Consider the following 21,655-nt stretch of genomic DNA (forward strand, 5'->3'; position numbering starts at 1 on the left):
GAAAATCTGCCTACCGGAAAATCATGCTACCAGCCAGTTCCTGTGCGGAGAGGTGTCGTCTCTCTCCCCACAGGGTAAAAAGCAAATCCTACCGGCTACCGGGACGTGTCTGGCGGCTGATAAAAATAGCCAGAAGAATAATGGCGCCTTTGATGACATTCTGCACATAGGGCGAAATATTCATTAGGTTCAGTCCGTTGTTGAGAACACCCAACAGCAGCGCTCCGATAAGAGTGCCGATGATCGAACCTCTTCCCCCTGAAATCGCCGTTCCGCCCAGAACCACCGCTGCAATGGCATCCAGTTCGAATCCCATACCCGCATTGGGCTGACCGCTCATCAGACGCGAGCTGAGCAAGATACCGGCAATGGCTGCGGTCACCCCGCTTATGAGATAGACAATCACCTTGTAACGTCGGGCATCTATACCCGAAAGGCGCACTGCATCCTCATTCCCACCGATTGCAAAGATATAGCGACCGACAGGCATTTTCTGCAGCATGACATAGGCAATCAGAAAAGTCAGAGCCATGATCACGATGGGAGTCTGCACCCCGAGCATTCTGCCCCGCCCGAGAAACCCGAACCAGTCAGGCAGTCCGGTCACCGGATAACCATTGGTGTAAATCAGCCCCAACCCGCGCGCGATGCTCATCGACGCCAGAGTGACAATAATGGGCGGCATACGCAGTCGTGCAATGCACAAGCCATTACCAAGTCCGAATACCATCCCTGCCCCGATACCGGCTGCAATTGCCAGCCCCCCGGAAACGCCACTGGCCAGAAGCCCTGCCGTCAGCGTACCAGTAAGGGCCATGGTTGCCCCGACAGAAAGATCGATACCTCCGGTAAGAATGGCAAAGGTCATGCCAACCGAGATAATCGCATTGATCGAGACCTGACGACCTATATTTTCCAGATTTCCCAGAGACAGAAAACGACTGTTCAGGAACATCATGCCGATCACAACGACGATGAGGCCAATCGTCGGCAAAAATGCCGTAGAGCGTCGTGAAAGCGTAAAAAGAGACTCACGCATGGATCGACTCTCCATGAGCGACGGGTTTTGCAAGGCTTGCTGTTGCATGGCGCATGATCTCCTCAGCGTTCAGCGCATCTCCTTCGAGAATGGTCGAGATGGCGCCACGATAGAAAACGGCGACGCGGTCGCACATTCCGACGATTTCAGGGAGCTCGGACGAGATCATGATGATCGCATAGCCCTCTTCGGTCAGATTCCGCATCAAACGATAGATTTCTGCTTTTGCACCGACATCGATACCGCGTGTCGGCTCGTCGAAAATCAGGATCGGACAGCGACGATTGAGCCAGCGCGCAATCACCACCTTCTGCTGGTTTCCTCCACTCAGGGTAACCGTGGCGGTTTCATCACCAGGAGCCTTGACCTGAAGAGCCTGCATGAGCGAGAGGGTTTTCTCATGCTCCTTGCTCCGGTCTATCAGGCCCGATTTGCCTGTGTATTGATCAAGATTATTGATCGATACGTTCTCGCGTATGCTGAAGGACAGTATAAGCCCCTCGGTCTTGCGGTTTTCAGGCAGAAGCCCGATCCCGGCTCTGAGAGCCGCTGCAGGATCGGACAGGGTGATTGCCTGCCCATCCATCGTAACGCTTTTTCCCGGACAGGGCAGCGCGCCGATGAGAGCCAGAGCGGTCTCGGTCCGGCCTGATCCGACCAGTCCTGCAAATCCGAGAATTTCTCCGGCATGCAGATCGAAATCACTGGTTGGTGCATCGCCACGGCTGCGCAGATGACGCGCCTCAAGACGCACGACCCGGCTGGCATGCGCCGCTTTGGGCGGAAAACTGTTCTCGATGCGGCGACCCACCATCATCTCAACCAGATGATCCATACTGCATTCGGCCACACTGGTCAGACCGACATTGGCGCCATCACGCAGAATGGTAATGCGATCGCATATCTCGAAGATTTCCTCGAGATGATGCGAAACAAAAATAATACCTATTCCATCATCACGCAGCTGTCGCATGACACGAAACAGCAAATCCGCCTCGTTGGGGGTAAGAGGTGCCGTTGGCTCGTCAAGAATGAGAATACGCACATCAAGCGAGAGTGCTTGGCAATCTCGACGAATTGCTGTTCGGCCACGCTCAGACGTCCAACCGGTACGGACAGATCAATGTGAACACCAATGCGCTCGAACAAGGCCGCTGCCTGTCTGACCATGAACGCTCGGCGGCTCAAACCGAAAGCGTTACGACTTTCACGTCCAAGAAAGATATTATCGACAGCATCCAGATCAGGGACCAGGCTGAATTCCTGAAAAACGATGCCGATCCCCCTGGCGATTGCATCGCGATAGCTCGAAAACCGGCACTCCTCTCCTGCCAGAAGCATCACGCCCTCATCCTGGCTCTGGATACCACCGATAATCTTGATGATTGTCGATTTCCCGGCACCATTCTCACCCAGCAGGGCGTGGATCTCTCCACGCACCAGTCAAGAGAAACGCCTTTGAGCGCCTTTACACCGGGAAAGCTTTTGGTAATGCCCTGCAGCTTCAGAAGCGGCGGGGCAAAAGGAGAATCAGTTTCTGTCATGATGCCACGCTGCCTCTTCATGATGCTGGGCCTGATGAAATCTTACCAGCTGAAGCTCTGCGCCCCCTTGGCATCGACCAGCTGCACATCAACCGGCACGGTGGCAGGCGGCACTGCACCCCAGTATTTCGCCAGAGCCATGGCCAGAGCCAGACGAACCTGCTGACGCGGGAATTGCGCTGCTGTACCAATGAAGTGTGAACCCGGCTTGGCGATAGCCTTGATCGCCTCGGGAGCTCCATCCACACTGACAAGCTTCACATCGTGTCCGCTCGCCTCAATGGCTGAAAGCACTCCCAGCGATCCGTTGTCATTGACGCTGAAGATCCCTTTCATATCGGGATTGGCCTGCAGCATGTTCTCGCGACTGTCAGGGCCTGATCACGCTCCTGCTTGCCATTTTGTGTGCTTACAATCGAGATACCCGGGAACTTGACGAGGGCTGCCTTGCATCCCTTGACACGCTCCAGGATCGGCACCACGGGAATACCGTCAATGATGCCGACATCTCCCTTGCCGATGGTCTGCCCCAGATAGGTACAGGCCTTGAAACCGGCATCATAGTTCTTGGAACCGACAAATGCATCTATCGGCGTTGGCCTGGGCATCGACTGACACAATCGGAATGTTCTTGTCGTGTACTGTTTTCACAATGGACGCAACACCAACGGAGTCCGTCGGATTGATCAGTACGACCTGTACACCCTGCTGAACCATATCCTCGATATCACTGACCTGTTTGGACACGTCATGATGGGCGTCACTGATGACAAGTGTTGCACCGATGGACTTGGCTGCATCCTGAAGCGCGTCTTTCATCGTCACGAAATAAGGATTGTTCATTTCCTGAAACGACACGCCAATCTTGAGAGGTTCGGCGGCCTGTGCGTTGACTGCAGCACAGGCGGAACCGGCGATGAAAGTCGTTGCGAGAAGCGTCTTGAGCATCTTGTTCATTTTGAACTCGTATCGAAATGGGCTTTGCTGCCCGGTGCAGTTTTCCTGCCCTGCTGACAGGGCATGACTTATCAAGGAAGGCTCGCGGAAAATGCGCGATCAGGTCTGGATCAGATTGCGGTATAACCGCCATCAACGAAGATCTCCTGCCCGTTGATCATCCCCGAGGCAGGGGTGGCGAGGTAAAGCACCAGATCGGCCACTTCCTGAGGAGTAGCGACACGACCTGCGGGAATTTCTCGAGAAAACGCTGAAGCTTGTCACCTACGCCCCAGACACGCTCGCCCATGGGCGTCCACACCACAGTAGGACAGACCGCATTGGCTTGAATATTATGGGGCGCCCATTCAGCAGTCATGACTTTCGTCAGCCCGTTTAGCCCGGCCTTGGAAGCAACATAGGGGCCATGTTCGGTCAGGGCGACAGTACTGGCCATCGAGCTGATATTGATGATCTTGCCACCGCCCGATGCGATCATACCCGGCACCAGCGCCCGTGCCATAAGCCAGGGGGCACGCAGATTGAGGTTGAGAATGGAATCCCATTCCTCGACGCTCTGTTCGGTCAGCGATTTGGGTATGCTCATACCCGCATTATTCACCAGGATCGTTGCCTCACCGAGCTCAGACCTGATACGTGCGACCACATCCTCTGCTGCCGCAGCGTCGAGCAGATCGGCAGCAACAGCAAGGCAGTTACGCCCCTGAGCCGCAACGAGCGAGCGTGTCTCATCCAGCAAGGCCTCGTCGCGCGCAACGGCGACAATATCAGCTCCTGCCGCGCTCAGGGTCTCACAAATGGTGACACCAAGCCCACGGGACGCGCCTGTGACGACGGCGACCTTGCCAGCAAGCGAAAATCGGTTCGAAAGATTGGTCATAACGGCTACAGGCCTCCTGAAAGCGACGCATCCTTGCGTGGAACGGGATTGGGTGAGGCAATCTGCTGTGATTGCTGACGGAACTGGCGCGGGGTACAGCCTCGCAGCCCCAGAAACACACGATTGAAATTGGACAGATTGCTGAAGCCTGCCTCCCGGCAGATATCAGTGATCGCCATAGGCGTAGTGGTCAGCAGATGACAGGCATGACCAATACGCAGCTTCTGCATGAAACCCATGAACGTCTCGCCTGTCACAGTCCTGAACTGACGCGAAAAGCCGGAGGCTGTCATGCCGATCGAGGCCGCAATCGTCTCATGCCGGATCGTGGCAGGATCAGCGGTCAGAAGCTGGCGTACCAGGCGATTGATACGCGCCGCTCCCGGAGCGGAGACACCGACCGGCAAGGTGCCATCACGACAGCTGGCCAGACATCTCCAGGGTGATTGTGAAAGCGACACCAGCAGAGAGAGACACGACCCAAGTTTCTGGGCATTGCTCTGAACACCCAGTGCTTTCAGGGCCTGTCCGTTGAGATTAGCCTGAATACCGGTAAATTCGAGACCATGTATGGAATCTGCCAGCATGTGGGCCAGCCCGGCAAGCTCGGGGCACAGGGCCATCATACCGTCGATCCAGCTCTGGCTGAACTGAAGAACGACATCACGACCGTGGATTACCTCCCCTTCTGAAAGGGGACTGAACCAGGCATGAGGCAAATCCGGCCCCACAAGAACAAGCTGACCAGCTTCGAACGGACCTATGTAATCACCGATCATGGCCCGGCCAGCCCCTTGCGTGATGAGATGCAGCTCATATTCGGGGTGATAGTTCCAGCAGGCGATTGCAGCAGGATAATCGTGCTGATGCCACCGGAAACTGCCTGTTTTCTGCTCGGGTATCACCTCCAGTACAGCAGGACTGCGCGCGCGTCGCGAGCCCTGCCCCATGGAAATGCCATTCAGGAATGACATGGGATAATTCCTATCGAGACAGTCAGGTCAGAGCGTTATCTGCAGTTTGACGTCTTCAGGCCGGCCTTCAGCGGCCCTTTCAAACGCCATAATGCTGTCCCGGAATGGAAAACTCGCTGAGATGAGGGGGTTGAGGTCGATACTGCCCGAGGCGATCAGTGCAATAGCCCGGTCATAGACATGAGCGTAACGAAAGATCGTCTCGACAGTCAGTTCTTTTGCCTGAGCCGCAACAATATCGAATGCGACTTTCCGGGGGGGCATACCCACAAGCACCAGACGTCCGCCCGGGCGGGTGCAGTCCAGCGCATCCTGATAGGCACTTTCAAACCCGCTTGCCTCGAATGTCACATCCACGCCCCAGCCCGCGCCACAATGGCAGACACGATTTCGGAAGGTTTTTCATTGGCCAGATTGATCGGGACGATGTTTCTGTAAGCGTTGGCGATTGCAAGTTTGGGTGCCGAATAATCACTGATGAAAACCTGACTGGCTCCTGACGCCAGCGCCGCAAGTGCCGTCATGATGCCAATCGGACCTGCTCCGGTAACCAGGCAGACATCACCCGGCTGCAAGCGCGCCTTCACACAGGCGTGCACCCCTACTGCCAGCGGTTCCACCATGGCGCCTTCAGCGAAACTTACCTGATCAGGCAGCCTGAAAGTATAGGCAGCCGGATGAACACAGAGGGGGTCAGACAACCATGGATTGGCGGCGTTGCCCAGAAGCGCACCGCAGGGTCTATATTGTACTGGCCGAGACAGGCTGCGCGCGATTGTGCATCGGGAATACCCGGCTCCATGCAGACACGGTCGCCAACCCTAAGGCCTGTGACTGCCGAGCCGATCTCGGTAATCGTACCCGACGCCTCATGCCCAAGAACCATGGGTTCACGCACAACAAACGGGCCAATTGCCCCATGGGTGTAATAATGCACATCGCTGCCGCAGATCCCGACCGTGTGGATGGCAATACGTACATCCTCGGGACCAAGCGCCTCGTCGAGCGCAATGTCTCTCAGCGACAGAATGCCGCGCTCTTCAAGAACCAGGGCTTGTGCCATCTTGTCATTTTCCTCTCAGGCATGCCGGGAGGCTACCAACCCCCTGGCCCTGATCGCTGAATATAACAGGACAATCCCACATAATAGATACGAACTTAACAAAAACCGGTGATTTCTTGCGGTAAACTAACACCACTCCGTGAGCAGAATTTGCAAGGGATCGGGAAAAGCGATTTTTCCCGTCCCCCACATCAGACCCATTTCAGAATTGTGCAGCAATTGTGCCGAAAAACTCTCTTGGCGCCGCAACAAAGAGATTGGCGTTGTCATCTCCCGAGACAGAGGCTGCACCATAGACACCGCCGATATAGTCACCGTTGAAAAGATTGGTGACCCCGATGGAGAGCTTCATACCACGCGCAAACAGAATCTTTCCGAAATCATAACTGGCATTGATATTGGATGTCCAATAAGCCGGTATGTATTGATCGTTTGTATAGGTCATGGCACGACGGCTTGTATATGTTGTGTTGAAGTTAAAACTAGCGCGACGCCATGTATAGGTTACATTCGCCTTGTACATGAATTTTGGATAATAGACCTGATGCTTTCCTTTTATACTGATCGTCGTGCATTATAGGGCAACGCCGAATCCTCATAGGTCGCATTGTTCCAGCTGAAGCTGTTTGTGATTTCGAGGCCTTTGACGGGTCGGATCGTGCCAAGAACATCAGCACCATTCATCGTCTCATGCCCGACGTTCAGAAACGCCGCATAGATGTTATTTGTCGGTCCGCTGGTAATAGCCGCAAGCCGGTTGATGTAGTCGGTATGGTAAAAATCGGCACTACCAGAGAAGAATTCTGAGTTGAAACGATAGCCGATCACATAGTTCCAGGTACGCTCAGGACGTAATGTATTCTTGCTGGCATCGAACACCGATTGTGCGGGATTGGAAGAAGAACCAAGGCCACCCCATGGATTGCCCGAACTGGATTGCTGACCAAAATCATAGGCACGCATGTTTTCGGCAATATCCCAGTAGAGTTCGTGGTGACTACCGAAATGCCAGTCCCAGTTGAAATGGGGCAGGAATGCATTCGATGCTGTAAGGCTGCCTGAAGCCGGATGGCTGTAATACGTCCCCCAGCTATCAGCGAGCGCTGCTGTCTGATCGAAACTTGTTCCCCCATGCGTGGTCTGGGTAAGCGATTTGAAACCGCCAGTCAGTGTCATTCCCCTGGCAAGATGCCAGACATCCTGGATATAGAACTGAAAGGTATTGGTATTGAAGGCATCCGCGTACCAGGTAGTCGCCTGAGAGGCATAATAATCACTCTTGGAATTATGAGCAGCATCCTGACCATCCTCATAGAGCCGCATCGGATAATTGAACCGGTCATTTTCATACCAGAGCCCGGTCTGGATGGTGTGATTCCGCAGCTTGATATCGAAACTCTGCGTCATGCCAAGCCGTCGGACATCTGGATGCCCTGCCTGATCGGCCATCAGCACGCCGGATGAAGGTGAGACCAGAAAGGGATTGGTTCCCTGATAAACGCCATTGGAAATATGACCATACGCCAGGATATGGGAGGTGACATTCGAGGCAAAGTCAAAATCAGCACGCACAGCCGAAAGATAATTGCGCTGCTCCTGCGTACCATCATAAGCAAAATCACCAACTTCATCATTGGTAATCCCGGCCGGCAGTCCGGGCGGAATACCTCCATTCTGGGCGTAATAGGCATACTGCTTGGCTTTGTCGTAATCCGGCTTGAGATAAGTCGTATTGCGTCCCAGAAGGCGCCACATGTTCTTGGTGAGACTCATGAAATTATACTGGTCAAAATTCGAATAATCGAAAATGGCCGTGATTTTCCCATGCTCGCCAACCGGCTGCACAAGCTTGAAATTCGCCTGGTGTTCCTGCTGGTCACCGTAACCTTTCCAGAGATCCTGCGCCGTACGCGCATAGGAGGCATAGAATTTCGTGCCGGTCTGGTTGAGAATACCGCTGTCTGCGCGGGCAAAAGTACGAAACAGATCAAAACTGCCAAATGTCTGGCTGACCCGCCCGCCCGCCTTGTCCAGAGGATCGTCTGTCGTGAAGGTAATAGCGCCCCCCAGCGTCTGGGCCGAGGGCATTTCAACCGCTCCAGCCCCCTGCGTAAGCGTCATACCGGCAATATTTTCCTGGATCGCCATCTGGTCGACACCGAGGCCGTTCCAGTTATGAAAACCCTGCGTCCCCATGGGTATCCCATCCATTGAGACGCCAAGCTGCGACTGATTGAAACCACGAATATAAAGCGTATTGGCAACCGTATCGAGGCCAAACGCGTCATCTGAGGCGAAATTGGCCCCCGGTGTCGTGAGTGCCAGAATCTGCATGGGACTGGTGCCCGCCGTAAAATGATCCATGGTCTGACGTGTAACCATTTCGGTCGCACCATGAGACGCAATACGATGGGCAGAAATAACCATCGACTCACTGGACCGGGCCTCGATATCCCGTCGGTTCTTAGCGTGAGACGGAATGACGCGACCACCGGCAGGGACCACACGACCAGGCCTGGCCTTTCTGTCCCCGAGCCTCGCGGGATGGTTTAGCGAGGCCCTTGTATGATGCGGCACATTTCCGGTGCTTTTGCCCAGCGCTGACTGGGGAATTACGAGTGTCGCCAAACCGTACAAAGCTGAAACACAAAACAATGCCCGTTTGACGTCAAGGATAGGTCGCCCCTTGCCATGCTGACTCATTCTGAACCGGCCTCCGCAAATTGTTTCCCATCAATACGGAAACGACTCCGCATCGTTCTGATTACGTTATGTATTACAAAGTATGAATGCAACGAGATTCATGGAACATGTCATAGCCCGGACCTTGGCAGGTTTTCAGTCCTCGCGGATTTGGCAGCAAGCTTACCCCAGGCTTATGCTACTTCTCTCCTGAACAGAGATGAGGAAGACCCGCATGGTGAAGCGTCACGTGTCCCCCAGGTTGAGTCGACGCACGGCACTGGCCTCCCTCGTCGCAACAGGCAGTGGCGTCGTCGGATTGTCCATTGCCCGTGCCTCCGAACCGGGCCCACAGACAGCCCCTCTCGCTCCGGCAGACGAGCGCAAGGGAGAACCGAATACGTCGCATCCCTCACCGGCGGATCAGCCAGGCGCGACCTCTCATCCTGTTATCAGGACCCAGGCCGATGCTTTCTATCGTCCGACAGTGCATTACTCCCCGGAGCGGGGCTTCATGAATGATCCGAACGGACTGATTCATGATGGCAGGATCTTTCATCTCTATTATCAGTACGATCCGTTTGCGCCTTATGCCGGCCATGTTCACTGGGGTCATGCCACAAGCCCGGATCTCCTGACCTGGGAAGACCAGCCTGTCGCACTGAACGAGACACCACAGGGAGAAGCCTATACGGGTTGTGCTGTACTGGACGCACGCAACAGCTCCGGCCTGTTTTCTTCGGATCAGGGTGGGCTGGTTGCCCTCTATACCCGCGCAACGCCGCAAAAACAGACGCAGTTTCTTGCTATCAGCAATGATGAAGGCAGAAGTTTCAAGGATATTGCACAAAACCCGGTGCTGGATATCGGCAGCAACTCCTTCCGCGATCCCAAAGTGATCTTTCATAAACCAACAGTTCAGTGGGTCATGGTCGTGGCAAAAGCGCGGCTGCATCAGATTGCATTCTACGCCTCGATCGATCTGAAACGTTGGACGCATCTGAGCGATTTTGGCCCTTCAGGTCTGTTCGGTGTCGATTATGAATGTCCCAATCTGATTGAAATCCCGGTTGAAGGAGGAGGATCGCGCTGGGTGTTGTTCATCTCGGTCAATCCGGGTGGCCCGACAGGAGGCAGTATCACCCAGTATTTCGTCGGCCATTTCGATGGCAGCCGCTTCACCCCCGATGATACGGTGATTGGTCTGACCGATTTCGCCAAAGATGCCTACGCGCTGCAATGCTATGAGAACATGCCGGGCGACGAAGCCGTTTCAATTGCCTGGCTCGGCAACTGGCAATACTGTCAGGAACTGCCAACCCAGAGCTGGCGTGGCTGCATGACCCTGCCTCGGGTCATGACCCTCCGCCACGACGCGGCGGGATGGTTGAGACTTGCGCAGGCTCCCAGGGGAATTGAGGCCCTGCGTGAGGAGGCTGTGCCTTTTGCCTGTCCCAAGCTCACTGCTGGTTCCAGCAATTCGGTACCCCTGCCTCCCGGCGCCGCAATAGAGCTCATTCTGAGTGTGACAGTCGACCAGATGGCACCTGATCTTCCTCTGGGGGACAAGGGGCGCACAGGGCGTTTCGTTATCGTGTTCGGCAATGATCAGGGAGAGACACTCACGATCGGCTTTGATGCCTTCAGCGGGCAACTCTGGATAGACCGCGCCGATCTCAATGGTTTCAAGCAGCCTTTCTTCACCGGCCAGTTCTCAACAGCGCTCAACCCCGATGACCGCCATTTTGACGTACGACTCATACTCGATGCCTGCACACTCGAGGTATTTGCCAATGCCGGTCTCTCGGTCGGTACAGCACTCCTCTTTCCTGCCAATCCCCTCACCTTCCTCAAACTTGAAGCAACCGGTGCCGGCGCAACGCTCGATCGATTGATGCTTTACCGCCTCAGGAAAGTCATGCCGCGCGAGACGGCCCTGTAACAAGACCCCACCAACACTGTCACCGACTGGAGTTTCTGCCACAAATGTCTTTTGTCACCTGTCTTGTCGTCATGCTCGGGGGCGCCCTAGGCACCCTTGCGCGTTATCTGATGACACTCGCGACCGCCCCCTATAGCCGTACCATGCCCTGGGGGACGATCCTGGCCGTCAATACGGTCGGATCTTTTGTTATCGGCTTCTTCGGCACGCTCACTCTCGCCCATGGACGCTTTCCGGCCTCGGAAAACATGCGTCTTTTCGTGATGGTCGGAATCTGTGGCGGCTATACGACCTTCTCATCCTTCAGTCTGCAGACGCTCGACCTGTTACGCGCTGACGCCTGGGGGCGGGCCGCACTCAATATCGCCCTTTCAGCCCTGCTTTGCCTGGGCGCCGTATCGTTGGGTCATCAGGCTGCTTCCAGACTCAATGCAGGCGCCTTCCAGATCGCACAGAATGAAACCGAGGAAGACGCCTGAATACCCCTCAGGCGGATAGTGCCTCGAAACGGGCTGTCTGCTCATCACAGCGGTAAAAATCCGCCATCGGATAGGGCTGGCGGGCGAGAGTTGCGACAGCGTCAATCACACGATCCACTTTTTCGTCGCTCATCAGCACACTGAAATTGAGGCGTGTCCAGCCCGGTTTCTCGATTTCCTGTCCGGAAAGGATAGCCTGACGCAAAAGGGCGGAAGCAGAAGCATCAATGGACAGGAGACGATGGGCGTAAGGACCGGCACAGGCGCAGCCACCACGCGCCTGAATACCATAGCAATCCGACAGCAATCTGGTGAAAAGCTGCTGATGAACATAGCCGCCGCGCTGACGATCCCGTATACGCATGGAGAAAATCGGCAGAGCAGGACTGTTTTTCGAAATACCGATCAGTTCGATTTCCGGTACCTTGCGCCAGGCATCGAGAGCACGCTCACGCAATTCGGCATGGCGTGAATTCATGAACTCCTGCCCGATAGCCTCCTTGACGAGAAAGGCCATAGCCGCCCGGATATCACCGACGACATTCGGAGTACCCGCTTCTTCCCGATCGCTCACGCAACCGGAATAATCATGCCCCCAGGGTGATACAAAGCGCACCGTACCTCCACCGGGCAGGCTGGGGCGGGTAAGGGCCACAGCTTCGTCACGAACGATCATGACACCTGAAGCTCCGGGTCCGCCAATGAACTTGTGGGGCGAGATAACAACTGCGTCTTTCTGAGCATCCGTTCCCGCAGCCATATCGATGGCAAGATAGGGACCCCCACCCGCAAAATCCCAGACTGAACGCGCACCATATGCGTTGAGGAGACGCGTTACGGCATCCACATCTGTCAGAATACCAGTGACATTTGAAGCAGCAGAAAACGCCCCGACAACCAGACGAGCCGGGTCTGTCCCTGCCAGAATACGCTCCAGCATTACAAGGTCAGGCCCACCTTGCGGCCCCTCCTCGATCTCGACAATTTCGGCGCCACTCTCCCGCCAGGGCAATATATTGGAGTGATGTTCATACGGCCCGATCAGGACCAGCGGTTTCTTCTTTTCGGCTACTGCGTTGGTGACACCCATCAGGTTGACAAGACGATTGATTCCGGCTGTGGCTCCCGAACCGGTGAAAACCACACTAAAACTCTCCGGTGCCTTGCAAAGACGCCCAATATGCCTGCGTGCCGAGGCGCGGAGACGGGTCATCATACGACCACAATACGAAGCCTGAGTATGGCTGTTGGCGTAATAGGGCAGCACCTGGGTCAGCATGAAGCTCTCGATCTGATGCAATGCCCGTCCCGAGGCCACATAATCGGCATATAACAAGGGATGATCACCAAATGGGCCCGGTACCGCTATCCCCTCACCAATCACGCCTTGCCTCAGGGCATCAAACCCCTTTTCCGTATCGAGGGACCGGGCAAAATCGGCAAGACAGGTCTCGGGATCGAACATCGGGCAGTCTCCAACTGGTGATCCGGCAAGATTAGAGCGGCCGAAGCATAAAAACTCTCCTTTTCTCCTCGTATTTCGTGTTATTTTTCTATCACATGATCTGTTTTCAGGATTTTTATGGATCAAATTGACAAATCCATCCTGCGTACCCTTCAGAGGGACGCGTCACTGTCCCAGCGTGAACTTGCTGACAAAGTCGGGCTTTCGCAAAACGCATGCTGGCGCCGTCTCCACACACTCCGGGCAAACGGCGTTATCAAGGGTGAGACCTTGCGTCTCTCCCAAGAAGCCATCGGGCTGGGCGTGACAGTGTTTGTCATGGTCCGTACGCGCTATCATTCCCGCGAATGGCTCAGCCACTTTAGGGAAGCCGTACTGTCTATCCCTCATATTGTCGATTTCCACCGGCTGGCCGGCGATTACGACTATATGCTCAAGATCGTGGCAAAGGACATGAATGCCTTTGACGGCATTTACCAGATCCTGATCAGTAAGGTCGAACTCGACACAGTGACCTCCTATCTCTCCATGGAAGCCATTGCTGATAGCCGGGACATGCCCGTCTGATATGAAAAAGCGGCGGCATTCTGCCGCCGCCCCGTTTACCCTATTTTTCTTCCGGCTTGGTAATAAGCTCGAACAGCAGAACTGATCTTCCGGTGACCGTATAGACCTGCTTTTGCGCGAAACGCTCTTCTTCGAGGGTGTCCCCGTCATCAGGACGATTGGTATCAAGCAGAAGCTTCCATTCCTCCCCTTCGGCTTCGGGCAGTGTAAACTGCACGACATCATGCCAGCTGTTCAGGATAAGCAGTAATGTTGCATCAGCGCCGCGACGCTTGATGCCGCTCTGTTGCGCCCGCCCGTCAAGCATAAGACCGAAGCACTGGGCCTGCGACCATTCATCCTGTTGCATGACCCCGCCCGAAGCACTTACCCAGCTCAGTTCCTTGACATCCAGCTCGGGATTATAGGCTTCCGTCAGGAAGCGCGAGCGACGAAGAATCGGGAAGCGTCGACGCAGAGCCAGAAGACGCCGGGTGAATTTGGAAAGACTGGCTCCTTCTTCACTGATACTCCAGTTGACCCAGGATATGTCGTTGTTCTGACAATAGGCGTTGTTGTTACCTCCCTGGGTTCGACCGAATTCATCTCCTGCCAGGATCATCGGCGTTCCCTGAGAAAAGATCAGGGTTGCCAGCATGTTGCGACACTGACGCCACCGCACTTCATTGATGGCCTCATCATCTGTCGGTCCTTCGACACCGTAATTGCAGGAACGATTATCCGAAGTACCGTCTTTCCCGTCCTCGCCATTCGCCTCGTTGTGTTTCTCATTGTAGGAAACACAGTCAAGCAGCGTAAAGCCATCATGTGCCGTGATGAAATTCACACTCGCCCAGGCCTGTCGCCCGGAATGATTGAACATGTCCGGGCTGCCCAGCAGACGCGGGGCAAGGACATCGGCCTTGGCCTCGCCTCGCCAGTAATCACGCACCGTATCACGGTACTTGTCATTCCATTCAGCCCAGCCAGGTGGGAAATGCCCGACCTGATAGCCCCCCGGGCCTACGTCCCAGGGTTCGGCAATCATCTTGAGATGGGTCAGGGTCGGATCCTGCCGGCAAATTCTCAGGAAGCCGGAATCACTATCGAAACCATCAAGCTCACGCGCAAGAATTGTTCCAAGATCAAACCTGAATCCATCAACTCCGATCTCGTTTGCCCAGTAACGGAGACTGTCAGTGACAAGTTGTATGGAAGCAGATTTTGTCAGATTGAACGTGTTACCCGTTCCGGTATCATTTATATAAAATCTTTTGTTGTCTGGCATGAGACGGTAGTAGGAAGCATTGTCGAGCCCCTTGAAAGAGAGAGTCGGGCCCAGCTCATTGCCTTCTGCCGTGTGATTGTAGACAACGTCCATGATCACTTCAATCCCGGCCTCGTGATAGGCCGCAATCATACGACGTACCTCTGAGAGCGCATCATCCTGATCGGCCGCATAACGGGCATCGGGCGAGAAATAACCGATGGTATTGTAACCCCAGTAATTGGTCAGTCCCTTGTCGACGAGATATTCGTCAGCCACAAAGCTCTGGATAGGCAAAAGCTCAATTGTGGTAATGCCGAGCGATTTCAGATGCTCAATGACATGGCGGTTACCCAGACCGGCATAGGTTCCCCTCAGGCGTCGTGGCACACGGGGATGGTTGAGCGTATATCCCCTGACGTGGGTCTCATAGATGACCGTATCAGTCCATCTCGTTTTCAACGGTCGAAGGTTCTGCGCCGCAGGATCGGTAATGACGCATTTGGGTATGAATGCTGCGCTGTCACGATCATCGAAGCTGAGATCCTTGTCGGCGTGGCCCAGCTGATAGCCGAAAAGGGCGGGATCCCAGGTAATCTCGCCGAAATATTCGCGAGCGTAAGGATCAAGCAGCAACTTGTTCGGATTGAAGCGATGGCCTGCATCCGGTTCGTAAGGACCGTGAACGCGGTAGCCATAAAGCTGACCGGGGCGCAGATCCGGCACCCAGCCGTGGAAAACCTGGTCTGTATATTCCGGCAGTCTGATCCGGTCTGTCTCTTTCTCGCCATTCTGGTCAAACAGGCAGATATCGACAGCGGTGGCATTGGCCGAGAAAACGGCAAAGTTAACGCCCTTCCCATCATAGACGGCACCACGCTCGGCAGGGCTTCCTTCTTTCAGGCGTTTTTCAAAAGAATCACTCATTGGTTTCTTTCCATCCTGACCCAGTATCCCGGCGTTTTCGCAAGCCGATCCGGGATAACGAGACGCCTAACGTCCAAGCCGGGAAAAGAGGCGATAACATAAACGCGAGGTCTTGACGATTTCAGCTTTCAGACGTTTCATAAGTATTGCCAGCATTAAAATGCCGCTAATTCTTAGGCTTACCAAAAAAACGAGGCCCGCCATGGCTACTGATCAGATCGTTGCGCTTCCGACAGATCTGCAGCTTCTCTCTGTCACATCAGAGATGTTCCCGCTCGTGAAGACGGGCGGACTGGGCGACGTTGCAGCCTCACTTCCGACTGCCCTGCGTCATCATGGTGTACGAACCGTGACGATTTTGCCCGGGTATCCGGCAGTCATGAACGCCCTGACGCACAGAACAGAAGTCTTCGTGTTTCACGACATGCTTGGCTACCGGACTACCCTCTGGGAAGGAACGGCCCATGGCCGCCATCTCTATGTCGTTGACGTTCCGGAACTTTATGACCGGGAGGGAGGCCCCTATCTCGGGCCGGACGGCCGAGACTGGCCTGACAATCACATGCGATTTGCCGTATTGTCGCGCGTTGCGGCTTGCATCGCCCAGGGGTGTCTGCCGAGCTGGCGTCCGGATGTGGTGATGACCCATGACTGGCAGGCCGGCCTGGTTGCTGCCTACCTGCGTTATGACCAGCTCCCCGCTCCTCCGGTAGCCCATGTCATCCATAATATGGCTTTTCAGGGCCTGTTTCCGCGTGAAGTTCTGTCACGGATCGGATTGCCGGGCCATGCTTTTACATTCGACGGTGTCGAATTTTATGGCAAGGTCGGCTATCTCAAGGCCGGGCTCCAGATCGCTGGGCGTCTGATCACCGTTTCACCAACCTATGCTGAAGAGATCCAGACCGAACAGAATGGTATGGGACTGGAAGGACTTCTCAGGTCACGCTCGGCTGATCTCAGCGGCATTCTGAATGGCATCGATCTGCATGAGTGGAACTCGCTGACGGATCCGGCTGTCATCTTCCCTTATGCTATTGGCGATATTGCAGGACGACGGGCAAACAAGCGGGTCTTCCAGGCCGAGTTCGGGCTTCCTCAGGACTCGAATGCCATGTTGCTGGGTATTGTCAGCCGCCTGACGCGCCAGAAAGGTGTAGACATTCTGGCTGAAATCGCACCGAGGCTCTTTCAGGCCAATATACAGCTTGCTGTGGTCGGGGTGGGTGATCAGGAAATCATGCAATCATTCCGCACCCTGCAGCTGGCTTATCCGCGTAACCTTGTCTGCCATCTGCGTTACGACGAAATCTTGGGCCATCGCCTGCATTCTGCTGTTGACGCCTCACTGGTTCCGTCCCGTTTCGAGCCTTGTGGTCTGACCCAGCTTCATGCCTTGCGCTATGGCTCTGTTCCCATAGCCGCCCGCGTCGGGGGTCTGACTGATACAATTGTCGATGCGAATGCCGCTGCGATAGAGGAAGGCGTAGCCAATGGCATTCTGTTCTCACCGACAGAGCCTGATGCCCTTTATCGCGCCATCATGCACGGCAAGAAACTCTTCAGGCAGAAATCCGTCTGGGCCCGCCTTCAGCGCAACGGCTCACTGCATGATGTCTCCTGGCACGGCAAAGCTGCACATTACGCACGGTTGTTGATGGAAATGGCAGGAAGAGCTCCGGTGAGGGCCTTTGGCGAAAATGACATTGCCCCGAGACTGAGCGATATGGGCATGCCGTTCTCCCCCAGTTCTGCTTTCACCCGTACAGCAAGAATGCCCCAGAGCAGGCCCCGTAACCCGGGCCTGGGGCGAACAGAGTCACCCCGGTTTGGCGCGGCATCCTGATATAATTTTCTTTTCGAGGCGAGACACTCCATTCCATGACCGATACTGACCTGCCTCAACTGCCCACCTCTTCACTCAAACCCCAAGAAATAATATTGATCGATGAAATTGTAGAAGGACGTATTCACGATCCTTTTGCCTATCTCGGGCGCCATCGCGAGGGGCGCAGCAATATCGTACGCGTTTTCTATCCTGATGCGGTCGAGGTTCGTCTCATTACCGAACGCAGGAACAAGCCGCCGCTCGAAAAGAAAATGGACAGGATTGATGACAGGGGTATTTATACTGCGTCTATCAGTGCCCAGTCCCCGCGTTACAGTCTGCGCATTCTCTGGGCCGATGGCTGGCAGGAGACGCATGACCCCTATAGCTTCGGCACCCTGATTGGCGATCTCGACCTTTACCTGTTTGCTGAAGGCAATCATCGCGATATCGACAAAATCATGGGAGCCCATATCTGCGAGATTGATGGTGTTACCGGTGTGCGATTTACTGTCTGGGCTCCCAATGCCCATCGCGTCTCGGTTATTGGCGATTTCAATATCTGGGATGGTCGGCGCCACCCGATGCGGCTGCGTCACAGCGCTGGTATCTGGGAATTATTCGTCCCTGGCATAGGATCAGGAGAGCGATACAAATTCGAAATAATGGCCCAGGGCGGTGTCATTCTCCCAGCCAAAGCGGATCCTTACGCCCGTTATGCCGAACTGCCTCCGGCGACTGCTTCGATCGTAGCCCCCCCTCTGGAGCATCAGTGGCAAGATCAGGAATGGATGGCAAAACGGGCAGAACGACAGGCGCTTAATGCACCAGTATCGATCTATGAACTGCATGTTCCGTCATGGCAGCGCCGCAATTCCCCGACAGGCTATATCAGCTGGAATGATCTGGGTGATCAACTGATCCCTTATGTCACTGATCTAGCTTTACCCATATCGAACTGATGCCGATTACCGAATATCCGTTCTCCGGTTCCTGGGGTTATCAGCCCCTAAGCATGTACGCCCCGACTTCCCGTCATGGAACACCCGCTGAGTTTGCTCATTTCATCGATCGATGCCATCAGGCCGGGATTGGCGTAATCATGGACTGGGTTCCGGCCCATTTCCCGGCAGACGCCCATGGGCTGGCCCTGTTTGATGGTACGCATCTCTACGAACACTCTGATCCAAGAGAAGGTTATCATCAGGACTGGCATACACTGATCTATAATTTCGGACGCACTGAAGTCCGTAATTTTCTGACAGGCAGCGCGCTATACTGGCTACGTAATTTCCACCTGGACGGGCTGCGCGTGGATGCTGTTGCCTCTATGCTTTACAGGGATTACAGCCGAAAGGATGGTGAATGGTGCCCCAATATCTATGGTGGGCGCGAGAATCTCGAAGCTGTCGGCTTCATGCGGGAGCTTTCAGGCATCATCCGTGATTATTGCCGTGATGCCGCACTGATTGCGGAAGAATCAACAGCTTGGCCAGGTGTTACTGCCCCGGCTGAAGTGGGAGGTCTCGGGTTCCGCTTCAAATGGAACATGGGCTGGATGCATGACACCCTGCGCTATATGCAGCACGATCCGCTCTGGCGCTGCCATCACGGCTCGGACATCACTTTTGGCATGGTCTATGCCTATACCGAGCATTTCGTCCTGCCGCTCTCTCATGACGAAGTTGTACATGGCAAGGGATCACTTCTGTCGCGCATGCCGGGCGATGACTGGCAGCGTCATGCCAACCTCCGTGCCTATTATGCCCTGATGTGGGCCTATCCCGGCAAAAAGCTGCTTTTCATGGGCGGTGAATTGGCCCAGTGGGAGGAGTGGCACAATGACCGCGAGCTGGCCTGGCACAGGCTTCATGACGATCTGGGTCGAGGCGTTCATGATACGTTACAGAGTCTCAACAGAATATATCGTCAGGAACCAGCACTCTCGGCTCATGATTATGCTCATGACGGTTTTCGGTGGGTAATCGCCGATGACACAACAAACACCGTCTTCGCATGGCTGCGACAGGCGCCCGGCGCCTCTCCTGTCCTTGTCGTATGCAACATGACACCTGCAGTGCAGCACGGATATCGTATCGGGGTGCCGACAGGCGGGGCTTGGGTAGAGCGCGTGAATACTGATGAGAAGAGATATGGAGGATCGGGTATTACAAATGAGGGATTCATTCAGACACGGGAAGAATCTTCTCATGGCATGGAACATTCTCTTGCCCTGACGCTTCCTCCTCTCGCTGTTCTGTATCTTACACCCAAAGGCAGCTGAGTTTTCCTTATCAAGGAGGCACCGATGCAGCAGAGATATCTATACCAGCCCCAGTTCGGTGCGACCCTGCAAAGCGATGGAACAACCCGTTTCACGCTTTGGGCACCTTCGTGTGAAACGGTTTCGATCCAGATCGAAAATGATGTGTCGCGACCCATGCACCGTGACACCGACGGCATCTTCACCCTCGCAGTCAACTGCCCTCCGGGAACGCGCTATCGCTATCTCGTACGCGATGATCTCGCTGTTCCCGATCCTGCCAGCCGCAGCCAGCCAGAAGGCGTACATGGCCCAAGCGCTGTAACCGACCCGAAAGCCTATCTCTGGCAGACCCCTGACTGGCAGGGTCGCCCCTGGAACGAGGCCGTAATCTATGAATTACATGCCGGACTGCTCGGTGGTTTTGATGGAGTGTCCCAACGCCTCGATGAACTCAAGGCGCTGGGAATTACTGCCATAGAAATCATGCCGGTCAACAGCTTTGGGGGTACGCGCAACTGGGGCTATGACGGCGTACTGCCTTATGCGCCAAGCTGTGCCTATGGTGAACCGGATAGCCTGAAGCGGCTTGTCGATACGGCACATCAGAAGCTGATGGTCATCCTTGACGTGGTTTATAACCATTTTGGCCCGGACGGTAACTTTCTGCATGAATATGCAGAAGCGTTTTTCGATAACGAGAACAATTCGAGCTGGGGCGTCGGAATAGCGTTCGCAAAACCTCAGGTTGCCAATTTCTTCATTGACAACGTACTTTACTGGCTCATGGAATTCCGCTTTGACGGCGTCCGTATCGATGCAGCTTCTGCCATCACCGATCACGCCTGGTTCGGGAAACTAAGAGAGCGTGTCGCCCGACAGATCGAACCAGGACGCCATGTCCATCTGATCCTCGAGAACGAGAACAATGATTCCGGCCTCCTGCGCGACGGTTTCACTGCCCAGTGGAATGATGATGGCCATAATGTGCTGCATGTCATGCTGACTGGTGAAACAGAGGGCTATTATGAGATGTTTGCCGATAATCCGACAAGCATCCTCGCCCGCGTCCTCCATGAAGGCTTTGCCTATCAGGGCGAGGTTAATCCTTATTCGGGCAAAAAACGCGGGATGCCCAGCGGCGATCTTGCAACAGACAAATTTATCCTTTTCCTCCAGAACCACGACCAGACCGGAAACCGTGCGCTGGGGGAAAGGCTGATCTCGCTCGCCAGCCCCGAGCCACTACACGCGGCTTACGCATTACTCCTGCTCAGCCCAATGATACCCATGCTTTTCATGGGAGAGGAATGGGGCTGTCGCTCACCTTTCCTGTTCTTCTGTGATTTTCACGACGAGCTGGCTAATGCTGTTCGCGAAGGCCGTCGCAAGGAGTTCGCCAAGTTCTCAGCCTTTCAGGATCCCGAGAAACGCAAGACGATCCCGGATCCGAATGCGCTGTCAACCTTCGACAGGTCCAGACCAGATCGCAAAGAGCGCGATACACCAGAAGGCCGTATCTGGCTCGAGCGTACACGGAGCCTGCTGGCATTACGCAAGCACTGGATCGCACCTTATCTGACACAGGCCCACAGCCTGAATGCGACGGTAATCGGAGACAGATCCATATTGGCGCGATGGAAACTCGATAACGGATCGGTTCTTTCAATCGCCCTCAATCTCTCCAATCACGAAACATGCAGAATCAGCGAACCAGGCAGGCTTCTCTATAGCTCTGCCAGCAGGCGGGCAGTAGAAGAACTTCCCCCTGGCAGTCTTGTCGCCGGTCTGGAGTAACG

General features: G+C 54.8%; 14 protein-coding genes and 4 pseudogenes. 6 read left to right on the top strand and 12 right to left on the bottom strand.

Annotation, left to right across the window (positions count from 1 at the left end; all coding sequences use genetic code 11):
- Positions 1-88: 88 nt before the first annotated feature.
- From JCM25354_RS01190 to JCM25354_RS15765, 10 genes and pseudogenes are all read right to left on the bottom strand, one after another.
- On the bottom strand, positions 89-1,039 hold the full coding sequence (locus JCM25354_RS01190; RefSeq protein WP_148301335.1) for an ABC transporter permease: 951 nt from the start codon (positions 1,037-1,039) through the stop codon (positions 89-91).
- The gene (locus JCM25354_RS15735; RefSeq protein WP_243443815.1) at positions 1,032-2,084 is read right to left on the bottom strand and encodes a sugar ABC transporter ATP-binding protein; all 1,053 of its coding nucleotides are present in this window, start codon (positions 2,082-2,084) and stop codon (positions 1,032-1,034) included. Before JCM25354_RS15735 ends, JCM25354_RS01190 begins: the two co-directional genes overlap by 8 nt.
- Positions 1,985-2,479, bottom strand: coding sequence for an ATP-binding cassette domain-containing protein (locus JCM25354_RS21880; protein WP_243443816.1), 495 nt, complete (start codon positions 2,477-2,479; stop codon positions 1,985-1,987). The genes JCM25354_RS15735 and JCM25354_RS21880 overlap by 100 nt, the downstream gene beginning before the upstream one ends.
- 146 nt (positions 2,480-2,625) lie before the next feature.
- Positions 2,626-2,919, bottom strand: a complete 294-nt coding sequence (locus JCM25354_RS21885) for a substrate-binding domain-containing protein (protein ID WP_243443817.1) — start codon at positions 2,917-2,919, stop codon at positions 2,626-2,628.
- Entirely contained in the window at positions 2,916-3,191 is a 276-nt protein-coding gene (locus tag JCM25354_RS21890) for a substrate-binding domain-containing protein (protein ID WP_243443818.1), read from the bottom strand. Before JCM25354_RS21890 ends, JCM25354_RS21885 begins: the two co-directional genes overlap by 4 nt.
- On the bottom strand, positions 3,142-3,540 hold the full coding sequence (locus tag JCM25354_RS21895; RefSeq protein ID WP_243443819.1) for a substrate-binding domain-containing protein: 399 nt from the start codon (positions 3,538-3,540) through the stop codon (positions 3,142-3,144). The genes JCM25354_RS21890 and JCM25354_RS21895 overlap by 50 nt, the downstream gene beginning before the upstream one ends.
- Before the next feature lie 110 nt (positions 3,541-3,650).
- Positions 3,651-4,420, bottom strand: a pseudogene (locus JCM25354_RS15745) (SDR family NAD(P)-dependent oxidoreductase).
- A 5-nt stretch (positions 4,421-4,425) separates the two neighbouring features.
- Positions 4,426-5,394: an AraC family transcriptional regulator gene (locus JCM25354_RS01210; protein WP_035446546.1), complete on the bottom strand. Its 969-nt coding sequence runs from the start codon at positions 5,392-5,394 to the stop codon at positions 4,426-4,428.
- 27 nt (positions 5,395-5,421) lie between these two features.
- A pseudogene (locus JCM25354_RS21905) lies at positions 5,422-6,457 on the bottom strand (NAD(P)-dependent alcohol dehydrogenase).
- A gap of 202 nt (positions 6,458-6,659) precedes the next feature.
- Positions 6,660-8,884: pseudogene (locus tag JCM25354_RS15765) on the bottom strand (TonB-dependent receptor domain-containing protein).
- Positions 8,885-9,374: 490 nt separating this feature from the next.
- On the opposite strand from JCM25354_RS15765, the gene JCM25354_RS01225 reads away from it, so the two are divergent.
- Complete coding sequence (locus tag JCM25354_RS01225; protein ID WP_025884660.1) at positions 9,375-11,081, top strand: glycoside hydrolase family 32 protein; 1,707 nt, start codon at positions 9,375-9,377, stop codon at positions 11,079-11,081.
- 44 nt (positions 11,082-11,125) lie between these two features.
- Entirely contained in the window at positions 11,126-11,560 is a 435-nt protein-coding gene (gene crcB / locus JCM25354_RS01230) for a fluoride efflux transporter CrcB (protein WP_025884661.1), read from the top strand.
- 7 nt (positions 11,561-11,567) lie between these two features.
- Here the strand turns inward: crcB and JCM25354_RS01235 are convergent, their stop codons facing one another.
- Entirely contained in the window at positions 11,568-13,025 is a 1,458-nt protein-coding gene (locus JCM25354_RS01235) for an aminotransferase class V-fold PLP-dependent enzyme (RefSeq protein ID WP_025884662.1), read from the bottom strand.
- Between the two features lie 117 nt (positions 13,026-13,142).
- On the opposite strand from JCM25354_RS01235, the gene JCM25354_RS01240 reads away from it, so the two are divergent.
- Positions 13,143-13,592: an Lrp/AsnC family transcriptional regulator gene (locus JCM25354_RS01240; RefSeq protein WP_025884663.1), complete on the top strand. Its 450-nt coding sequence runs from the start codon at positions 13,143-13,145 to the stop codon at positions 13,590-13,592.
- A 40-nt stretch (positions 13,593-13,632) separates the two neighbouring features.
- On the opposite strand, the gene glgX is transcribed toward JCM25354_RS01240, so the two are convergent.
- Positions 13,633-15,765, bottom strand: a complete 2,133-nt coding sequence (glgX, locus tag JCM25354_RS01245; protein WP_025884664.1) for a glycogen debranching protein GlgX — start codon at positions 15,763-15,765, stop codon at positions 13,633-13,635.
- A 202-nt stretch (positions 15,766-15,967) separates the two neighbouring features.
- On the opposite strand from glgX, the gene glgA reads away from it, so the two are divergent.
- The 3 genes and pseudogenes from glgA (at position 15,968) to treZ (ending at position 21,653) form a co-directional block, all read left to right on the top strand.
- Complete coding sequence (gene glgA, locus JCM25354_RS01250) at positions 15,968-17,611, top strand: glycogen synthase GlgA (protein WP_025884665.1); 1,644 nt, start codon at positions 15,968-15,970, stop codon at positions 17,609-17,611.
- 35 nt (positions 17,612-17,646) lie between these two features.
- A pseudogene (gene glgB, locus JCM25354_RS15770) lies at positions 17,647-19,877 on the top strand (1,4-alpha-glucan branching protein GlgB).
- 24 nt (positions 19,878-19,901) lie between these two features.
- The gene (gene treZ, locus JCM25354_RS01260) at positions 19,902-21,653 is read left to right on the top strand and encodes a malto-oligosyltrehalose trehalohydrolase (RefSeq protein ID WP_025884666.1); all 1,752 of its coding nucleotides are present in this window, start codon (positions 19,902-19,904) and stop codon (positions 21,651-21,653) included.
- Positions 21,654-21,655: the final 2 nt, after the last annotated feature.

The sequence above is a fragment of the Asaia prunellae JCM 25354 genome, assembly GCF_000613885.1.
GTDB lineage: Bacteria > Pseudomonadota > Alphaproteobacteria > Acetobacterales > Acetobacteraceae > Asaia > Asaia prunellae.